Genomic DNA, 8,179 nt, shown 5'->3' on the forward strand with positions numbered 1-8,179 from the left:
CCAGAAGTCAGCCGGCGCGTACTGCACAAACCCGCCCACTTCGCCCATGTCCGGCACATCGCGCAAGCCTTGCAGCTCACCGTTGGAGGTCCGTCCCGGCAGGTAATTCAGGAACGGCCCGGCGCTGAAGCCACTTGCGTTGAACGCGTCCCAGGTCAGCCCGTCATCGGTGCTCAGGCTGACATCGCCCCAGTCCAGATCGAGGTACGGCACGGGCCGGGTTTCGTAACGGCTGCCGGTTGGGTCGTGCGGCTGATAGCTGAGGCCACCCCCTGCTTCGCCGGTGATGCCGTCTGCTGAAACGTTGGCCGAAAGGCACGTCAGCGCGGCGAAAAGAGCAACTGTAATCCTCGACATGAGGCAATTCCTTGAACGGGACATGCGCGCATCAATCCCCGGATCGCGCTCCCGGCGCAAGCACTCATGTTGTTTGTAGCGACCTACAAAAATTGTAGCTTCGAAGACACGAACACACGCCAGAACCCCGCCCCCGCTGGGCCAAACCCGGTTGGCACAGTCCCTGCTCTACCCCCTGTGCAGCGCAGACAGCACACCCGGCGCACACTTTTTACAAGATAGGTAACGCAGATGATTGACTGGCATATCGTGTGTGATTTCGACGGGACCATCACCCGCACCGACGTGATCGACAGCATCCTCCAACGGTTCGCCGACCCGAGCTGGGAAGCGATCGAAAACGAGTGGCTGGCGGGCGACATCGGTTCCCGTGAATGCCTCAGCCGCCAGCTCTCGCTGGTCAAGGCCACACCGTCCGAGCTGCTCGGGTTCTTCGACACGGTCGAGATCGACCCGGACTTCCCCGACTTCGTCGACCACGTGATCGGCCTCGGCGCCTCCCTCGAAGTGGTCAGCGACGGCATCGAACAAGGCATCGCACGGATCCTGGCGCGCAACTACGTCAGCCTCTTGCCGATCCTCGCCAATCGCATGCGCCAACTCGATCACGACAGTTGGCGCATCGACTTCCCCCATGCCAGCGACGCCTGCCGCGCCGCCTCCGGCAACTGCAAATGCAAGTCCACCCCCAGCACCAAACGGGTACTGGTAATCGGCGACGGCCAGTCCGACATGTGCGTGGCCGCCACCGCCGATTTCGTGTTCGCCAAGGATCGCCTGGCCGAGCACTGCGAGCGCAACGGCATCGCCTATGCGCGCTTCGACAGCTTCGCCGATCTGCCTGCGCTGCTGGCCTTGCTGCCAAGCGCCAGCGCCGCCAACGCCACCTCTTTCAACGTAGAAACCTTCAACGCAGAAAATCAGGAACTCCTCCACCATGTCTGATATTCGAATCGCAACCGCAGAAGACCAGATCCTCCTGGATAAAGAAGCCAAATACTGCTCCTACGGCGACACCGTTCACTACATCGACCCACCGCGTATCTTCAGCCGATGCGAAGGCTCCTACGTCTGGGACACCGAAGACCAGGCCTACCTCGATTTGCAAATGTGGTACTCGGCGGTCAACTTCGGTTACGCCAACCCGCGTCTGAACAATGCGCTGAAACAGCAGATCGATACGCTGCCGCAAATCGCCAGCCAGTACCTGCACAAAGGCAAGATCGAGCTCTCGGAAATGATTGCGGTCGACGCGAAGAAAAAATTCGGCCTCGACGGTCGCGTGCACTTCAACGTCGGCGGGTCGCAGTCCATCGAGGACTCGCTGAAAGTCGTGCGTAACGCCACCAACGGCAAGAGCCTGATGTTCGCGTTCGAGGGCGGTTACCACGGACGTACACTCGGCGCCTCGTCGATCACCTCCAGCTACCGCTATCGCCGCCGCTACGGCCACTTCGGCGAGCGCGCCAATTTCATCCCGTTCCCGTACCACTTCCGTGGCCCGAAAGGCATGACCAAAGAAGAATACGGCAGCCATTGCGTGCAGCAATTCGCCCGCCTGTTCGAGACCGAATACAACGGCGTCTGGGATCCGAAAGTCGGCCAGAGCGAATACGCCGCGTTCTACGTCGAGCCGATCCAGGGCACCGGCGGCTACGTGATTCCGCCGATGAATTTCTACAGCGAACTCAAGCATGTGCTCGACCAGCACGGCATTCTGATGGTGGTCGACGAAATCCAGATGGGCTTCTATCGGACCGGCAAGCTGTGGTCGATCGAGCACTTCGACGTCAAACCCGACGTCATCGTCTTCGGCAAAGCGCTGACCAACGGCCTCAACCCGCTGGGCGGCATCTGGGCAAAAGAAGAGTTGATCAACCCGAAAATCTTCCCGCCAGGCTCGACCCACTCGACGTTCGCCTCCAACCCGTTGGGCACGGCGGTGGGCCTGGAAATGTTCAAGATGACCAGCGAAGTCGACTACGGCGCGATGGTCATGAACAAGGGCAAGTACTTCCTCGAAGGCTTGAAAGACTTGCAGAAACGCTACCCGATCATCGGCGACGTCGACGGCCTGGGCCTGGCGCTGCGCTGCGAAATCTGCGGCCCGGACGGTTTCACGCCGGACAAGGCCACGCTCGATTTCATGGTCGAAGAAGGCATGAAGGGCGACATCGAAATCGACGGCAAACGCCTGGGCCTGATTCTCGACGTGGGCGGTTACTACAAGAACGTCATCACCCTCGCGCCGTCGCTGGAAATCAGCTATCCGGAAATCGATTTGGGCATCGCCCTGCTCGACCGCTTGCTGCATCGGGCGATGACACGATGAACGAGCAAGAGATCGACATGGGCGAAGGCAGCGCCGGTTTCGTTCTCGGCAGCGGGGAGGTCGCGGTGTTGTTGATCCACGGCCTCACCGGCACCCCGACCGAGTTGCGTCGGGTCGCCATCGGCCTGGCCAAGGCCGGCTGCACGGTGTACGTGCCGACGCTGGCCGGACACTGCGGAGACAACGCCGACCTGCAAGCCACCGGTTGGCGTGACTGGTACGAGAGCGCACGCAATACCTTCATCGGTGTGCGACGCAAACACGAGCACGTGTTCGTCGGCGGTTTGTCGATGGGCGCGGTGCTGTCGATGTACCTCGCCGCCGAGCATCCGGGGCAGATCGAAGGCTTGTTGCTGTATTCGACGACCCTGCGCTACGACGGCTGGAACATGCCCAAAGTCGCGGTGCTCACGCCGTTGCTGATGGCGATTCCGTTTGGCGTGCACCTGTGCCGCTTCAACGAAAAATCACCTTTCGGCATCAAGGACGAACGCTTGCGAGCAATCGTCGAGCGGCAGATGAAGGCTGGCGAGAGCAGCAATGCCGGGCTGCTGACCATGTCCGGGGTGAGTGTCCGGGAACTGCATCGACTGGTGGCGGCGGTGAAAAAACGCATGCCGCAGATCACCACGCAAACGCTGGTGCTGCACTCGCGCGAAGACGACATCACCAGCCGCTGGAACGCCGATTATGTGGAACGCAAACTCGGCGGTCCGGTGGTGAAGGTGCTGCTCGACGACTGCTACCACATGATCACCGTCGACCTGCAATACCGCCGCGTGGTGGAGCTGAGCGCGGACTTCATCCAGCAACGTTTCATTCAACAGCGCTGCGCCCCCAAACCCATGCGCCAGGACTATCGGCAACTGGCCTGACTCAAGGAAACGATGTGATCACAGCCCTTGCCTTTTTGACGATCGAGGCCATCGACCGCGATGCCTGGAATGCCTGTTTCCCTGCCGAGCTGGAGGATTGGAATTACTACCGGGCGGTTGAACGGGCTGGCATCGCAGACTTTCAATGGCGCTATCTGGCGCTGTACGAAGACGAGGTATTGATCGCGGCGGCCGTGGCGTTCACCACCGCTTACTCGCTGGACACCACGGTTCAGGGGCTGGGCAAACGCATCAGTGAACGGCTGCGCCGCGTGTGGCCGGGGCTGTTCGACGTGCGCCTGTATGCCCTCGGTTCGCCGGTGGCCGAGCAGTGCCACGTCGGGACCGCACCGCACATCGAACCGGCCCGGCGCGTGGACCTGCTTCAACAATTGTTACGGCTGGCGCGTCACGATGCCGATCAGGCCGGGGTCGGTTTGCTGGCCGTCAAGGATGCCTCTCACCGCGACCCGCAATGGTTGCAGGTGTGTCAGGACGCGGGTCTGCAAAGCATGCCCGGCCTGCCCAGCGCCGAGCTGCCGATCCGTTTTGGCTCGGTGGACGCCTACCTCGGCACGCTCGGCAAATCCACCCGCAAAGACCTGCGCCGCACCCTGCGTGGCCAGGGGCCGCGCATCGAATGGCGGCGCTCGGTCGATGACCTTCTACCGAGGATGATGGCGCTTTACGAGGCCACGCTGAGCCGCAGCGACCTGACTTTCGAACGCCTGCCGCCCGGCTACTTCCGCCAGGTCCTGGAACACCTCGATGAACGTGCCGCGTGCGTGTTGTATTGGGTCGGCGAAGAGCTGGTGGCGTTCAACCTTGTGCTGTTCGACGAACTGCGACTGGTCGACAAGTTCTTCGCCCACGACCTGGCCCGGACCCGCGAACACAATCTCTACGTGCGCAGCTGGCTGGCCAATGTCGACTACTGTATTGAGCACGGCATCCCGATCTACGCGTGCGGCCAGGCCGGTTATGCCAGTAAGCTGCGCCTGGGTTGCTCGTTTACCGGCAACACCGTGTTTTTCCGCCATCGCAACCGCTTGCTCGACAGCCTGTTGCGTGTGGTGAAATTGTTTATCCGACCGGACCGTTCCGACCCTGCCATGGCCGCCGCGATCAGCGAGCAGCAATAAGCGAAGCACAATGACCAAAGACTCACGCACCAACGCTCGACCTTTCGCCCTCTCCGGCTGGAGCCTGCAGCGCAAACTGGTGCTGGCGTTCTGGCTGGTCAGCGTCATTCCGACGATGATCGCCGCCGAACTGGCGGCCACCACGCTGTCGCAGATTTTCGACAGCAACGTACGCATCTGGCTGCAGGAATCGACCAAGATCGTCGAGGACGAGATCAGCGAAATCCTGCGCGACAACGCCCGGGTCGCGCAGCTGTTCCTGCGTTACACGCGCCCGCCCACCGATCGGCAGGCGAACAAACACGACAAGCTGACCACCGACATCGCCGACTCCATGGGCATCGACGTCGTGGCGCTGGTGCGCACCAGCGATCACAAAGTGGTGTTCAGCACCGCCGCCGACGACATCGTCCGCCAGATCAGCACCGCGCCCAAGGCGGTGCTGCAAACCCTGCAAGTCGGTGGCGTGGCGACCGGCACGGTGGTCTCGACCTTCGAAACGGATCAGGACGGTGTCGAGTACAAACTGGTGATTGCCACCTACCTCGACAACAGTTTCCTCACCAGCGTGGCCGACGTGCACTCGCTGGACCTGCGTCTGTATCTGGCCAAGGCCAATGACTTCTCGGAGATTTTTTCCACCCAGCGCTTCGAGGATCACCCGGCGGCCGTACCGGAAAAAATCGAACAGATCCTGCGCAGCACCAAACAACCGATCGAGCAGTTCACCAACCGCTACAGCGGCATCTACCGGCCGATCCTCAACGAAAACGGCGAGCTGCAAGGGGTGATTTTCAGCGGCCTGTTGCGCCACACCAGCCTGGTCGGGCTGGTCAATCAGAGCAACCTGTTCATCCTGATTTTCCTGCTCAGCTCGGCGGCGTCCCTGGCGGTCGGCTGGCTGGTTTCGCAGCGCCTGACCAAGCCGTTGCGCGGGTTGTCCAAAGGCGTACAAGCGGTGATCGCCGGGGATTATCGCCAACGCCTGCCGGTCACCGGCGGCGACGAACTGGCGGAACTGAGCAGCACCTTCAACCACATGAGCGAACGCCTCGGCGAGTTGCAGCATCTGGAATCGCAACTGCGTCGGCGTGACCGCCTGCATGCGCTGGGCGAAGTGGCGATGGGCCTGGCCCATGAAATCCGCAACCCGCTGGGCATCATCAAAACCGCCACGCAACTGCTGCACCGGCGCGCCGATTTGCCCGAGACCGACAAGCGTCATCTGGAATACGTGGTCAGCGAAGTCAGCCGGATCAACGATTTGATCACCGACTTCCTCGACTTCGCCAAACCCAGCGCACCGATGCGCTCGACCCAACTGGCGCGCCCGCTGCTGGATGAACTGGTCGGCTTCTGCGCGCCGGAGCTGGCCAGCCACAACATCGATGTACAAGTCGAAGATCAATCGCCCACCGCGACGCTTTACGCCGACGCGCGGCAAATCAAGCAGGCCGGGCTGAACCTGATCGTCAACGCCATCGACGCCATGCCCGACGGCGGGCGGCTGACCCTGGGCATCAGCAGCGACCGGCACTACACGGTGATCAGCATCAGCGACACCGGCCAAGGCATTGAACCGGACATGCTCGAACGGATCTTCACACCGTTCGTCACCACCAAGGCCTCGGGCACCGGGCTGGGTCTGGCCAAGGTGTTCTCGATCATGGAGAGTCATGACGGGCGCATCGAATGCGTCAGTGAAAAAGATGCCGGGGCCACATTCACCCTGTACATTCCGGCCAACGGTGAAGACTTCGACGAGGGCAGCGATGACACATAACGTACTGGTGGTCGACGACGAGCCCAAGCTCTGCGACCTGCTGGCCTCGGCGCTCAGTCAGAACGGCATTGTGGTGTTCACCGCCGGCAACGGCCTGCACGCACTCAAGGTGCTGGAATGCGAAGACATCGACCTGGTAATCAGCGACTGGCGCATGCCCGGCATGGACGGCCCGCAACTGCTGGCGGAAATCAAAAGCCGTTTTCCGCAGTTGCCGGTGATCGTCATGACCGCCTACAGCACGGTGAAAAACGCCGTGCAGTCGATGCGCAACGGCGCCTTCGACTACATCGCCAAGCCGTTCGACATCGACGAGCTGGACATCACCGTCAACAAGGCCCTGCAATTTCGCGACATTCTCAAAGACAACCAGCGCATGCGCGCCGAGCTCGACGAACACCGGCAGATCGACAGCCTGATCGGCGACAGCCCAAGCTTTCGACGGGTGCTGCACGCCATCGACTCGGTGCGCGAAAGCAACGCGACCATTCTGCTGACCGGCGAAAGCGGCACCGGCAAGGAAATGGTCGCCCGGGCAATCCACACCCACGGCAATCGCGCCGACAAACCTTTTGTCGCGGTGAACTGCGCGGCAATCCCCGAAGGGCTGCTGGAAAGCGAAATGTTCGGCCACCGCAAAGGCGCGTTTACCGGCGCGGTGGCGGATCGCGTCGGGCGTTTTCAGCAGGCTGACAAGGGCACGCTGTTTCTCGATGAAATCGGCGAAATGCCGCTGGCGCTGCAGGCAAAAATCCTTCGGGCCTTGCAGGAGCGAGTGATCGAACCGGTGGGCGATCCGCGCGAGCGCAAGGTCGATGTACGGGTGATCGCGGCGACCAACAAGAACCTGCTGGACGCGGTGGCCAACAAGGAGTTTCGCGAAGACCTTTACTACCGCCTCAACGTCTTCCCGATTCCGCTGCCGGCCCTGCGCGAACGGGTTGAAGACATTGCGCCGCTGGCCCGGCATTTCGCCCATACGCTGGGGGCTGCGGCCGGCAAACGTTTCAGCGGTTTCAGCGCGCAAGCGTTGCAGGCCATGGCCCGGTATTCATGGCCAGGGAATATTCGCGAACTGCAGAACTGCGTGGAACGGGCGACCATTGTCGCCTCGGGCGCGGTGATTGAAGAGGAAGACCTGCCGGCGTATCTGTTCGCTTCGAGTGCCAACGGCGGCGGCACTTTGATCGCTGAGGGCAGCGTGCCGGCAGACCTGGAAGCGGCGCTGGCCGAGGTGGAAAAAACCTACATTCTGGCGGCGCTGGCACAGAGCAACGGCGTGCAGGCAGCCGCGGCGCAGTTGATCGGGATTTCCGAGCGCAGCTTCTGGTATCGGTTGAAGAAGCTGGGGATTCATGTGGACAAGATTGTGCGCTGATCCCTGCCTGTGGGGGCGCAATGCTGTTCACTTGGGCGCTAACCGTGGGCTTTGAATGGGGCATATCCGTTGCTGGGGTAACGGCGGGTATTGGTTTCGCCCTTACGGCGAGTCACTTTGGAAAAGCCCCAAAGTAACCAAAGGGCTCTTGCCCCTTTCGTTCGGTGCCTCGCTAAGGCTCGGCATGCCCTCGCTCCGGTCCTGCTCCGTGGGCCCGCCGCCATCGGCCATCCCTGGCCGGGGGCGGCTAACCCGGCATCCATGCCGGGTTGCCCACTGCGCAGAACCTCCACTCGGCCTCTCGAGGGGGCG

7 protein-coding genes are annotated in these 8,179 nt (G+C 61.8%); 6 read left to right on the top strand and 1 reads right to left on the bottom strand.

Translation table 11 applies throughout. The features are described from left to right. The coding region (locus J4E42_RS29170) for a MipA/OmpV family protein (protein WP_207286768.1) at positions 1-357 on the bottom strand (357 nt) is incomplete at its 3' end. Positions 358-588: 231 nt separating this feature from the next. Between J4E42_RS29170 and J4E42_RS29175 the strand changes: the two genes are divergently transcribed. From J4E42_RS29175 to J4E42_RS29200, 6 genes are read left to right on the top strand one after another with little or no spacing between them, the layout of a single operon-like run. After that, entirely contained in the window at positions 589-1,302 is a 714-nt protein-coding gene (locus J4E42_RS29175; RefSeq protein ID WP_207286769.1) for an MtnX-like HAD-IB family phosphatase, read from the top strand. Continuing rightward, positions 1,295-2,689 carry an aspartate aminotransferase family protein gene (locus J4E42_RS29180; RefSeq protein WP_008032198.1) on the top strand — a complete coding sequence of 465 codons (1,395 nt, stop codon included), beginning with the start codon at positions 1,295-1,297 and terminating at the stop codon, positions 2,687-2,689. Before J4E42_RS29175 ends, J4E42_RS29180 begins: the two co-directional genes overlap by 8 nt. Then, positions 2,686-3,564 carry a carboxylesterase gene (locus J4E42_RS29185; RefSeq protein ID WP_207286770.1) on the top strand — a complete coding sequence of 293 codons (879 nt, stop codon included), beginning with the start codon at positions 2,686-2,688 and terminating at the stop codon, positions 3,562-3,564. Before J4E42_RS29180 ends, J4E42_RS29185 begins: the two co-directional genes overlap by 4 nt. 14 nt (positions 3,565-3,578) lie before the next feature. Next, entirely contained in the window at positions 3,579-4,706 is a 1,128-nt protein-coding gene (locus tag J4E42_RS29190) for a GNAT family N-acetyltransferase (RefSeq protein WP_207286771.1), read from the top strand. Positions 4,707-4,716: 10 nt separating this feature from the next. After that, positions 4,717-6,489 (top strand): ATP-binding protein, encoded by a 1,773-nt coding sequence (locus tag J4E42_RS29195; protein ID WP_207286772.1) that lies wholly within the window; start codon positions 4,717-4,719, stop codon positions 6,487-6,489. Continuing rightward, the gene (locus tag J4E42_RS29200; RefSeq protein WP_207286773.1) at positions 6,479-7,867 is read left to right on the top strand and encodes a sigma-54 dependent transcriptional regulator; all 1,389 of its coding nucleotides are present in this window, start codon (positions 6,479-6,481) and stop codon (positions 7,865-7,867) included. Before J4E42_RS29195 ends, J4E42_RS29200 begins: the two co-directional genes overlap by 11 nt. Positions 7,868-8,179: the final 312 nt, after the last annotated feature.

Origin of the sequence: Pseudomonas sp. FW300-N2A2 (assembly GCF_017351735.1) — a bacterium.
GTDB lineage: Bacteria > Pseudomonadota > Gammaproteobacteria > Pseudomonadales > Pseudomonadaceae > Aquipseudomonas > Aquipseudomonas migulae.